This window comes from Burkholderia sp. GW821-FHT14F03, from assembly GCF_058803765.1.
This window is the reverse complement of record NZ_JBXAPG010000123.1, coordinates 1-1,238: the sequence shown is the minus strand read 5'-3', so window position 1 is coordinate 1,238 and position 1,238 is coordinate 1. Positions and strand designations below refer to the sequence as shown.

At 64.9% G+C, this 1,238-nt stretch carries 1 pseudogene; it reads right to left on the bottom strand.

What is annotated here, in order from left to right:
* Window positions 1-1,238 (bottom strand): annotated as a pseudogene (locus tag AC1RQF_RS33305) (cell surface protein); the annotation flags it as partial.

The following is a 1,238-nucleotide window of genomic DNA, read 5'->3' as shown; positions in this document are numbered from 1 at the left end:
CTGGTTGCGGTCGACAAGCCCGTCGAGGTCGAGGTCGACAGCGAGGCAACCGTGCTGTTCGTCGTGGACAAGCCCGTCGACAGCGACGAGATGCCGGTCGACGTCGAGGTGGACAGCGATGCGATCGAGCTGTTTGCGGTCGACAGACCGGTCGAGGTCGAGGTCGACAACGAGGCAACCGTGCTATTCGTCGTGGACAAGCCCGTCGACAGCGACGAAATGCCGGTTGACGTCGACGTCGACAGCGACGAGATCGAGCTGGTTGCGGTCGACAAGCCCGTCGAGGTCGAGGTCGACAGCGAGGCAACCGTGCTGTTCGTCGTGGACAAGCCCGTTGACAGCGACGAGATGCCGGTCGACGTCGAGGTGGACAGCGATGCGATCGAGCTGTTTGCGGTCGACAGACCGGTCGAGGTCGAGGTCGACAACGAGGCAACCGTGCTATTCGTCGTGGACAAGCCTGTCGACAGCGACGAAATGCCGGTTGACGTCGACGTCGACAGCGATGCGATCGAGCTGTTCGCCGTCGACAGGCCTGTCGACGTCGAAGTCGACAGGCTGTTGATCGCCGTATTCGTCGCGAACAGTTGCGAACCGTTGATCGCGTCCGTGCTGGTGGCGGTGATTTGCCCGGCAGCGACGTTGGTAACCTGACGCTCGGAGCCGGCCGCACCGACGCTCACGACGCTGGTCGGCGTCGTGCCGGCAAACGAGTAGCTCGTGCCGGCGATGGTGGCGCTGGCGGTCGGATTCGCGGCGGCGGTGACCGAGCCGCTGCCGAGCGCGACGTCTCCTGCATTTTGGGCGACGGCGTTCGGACCGATCGCAACGGAGTTGGTGCCGAGAGCCTGGCTGTCCGCCGCGGTGGAATTCGCGTGGAAGTACTTGATGCCCTGGCTGTTGATGTTGTCGATCGCGGCGCCGACGTTGTTGGCCGTGGTGGTCGTGCCGTTCGCGTTGTACGTGGTGTACGACGGCGCCGAGATCGTGCCGGTCGCCGGATTATAGGCAGCGCCGCCGCCGAGCGCCGAGGCGGTGCTCGTGCCGAGGTTGTTCGTGGCTGAGACAGCGGTACTCAGGCCGGTGGACAGCGAGCTGATGCCGGTCGACGTCGAGGTGGACAGCGAAACGATGCTGCTGTTGGCCGACGACAGGCCGGTTGACGTCGACGTCGAGAGCGACGTGACGGTGCTGTTGGTGGTGCTGAGGCCGGTCGAGAGCGAGCTGATGCCGGTCGA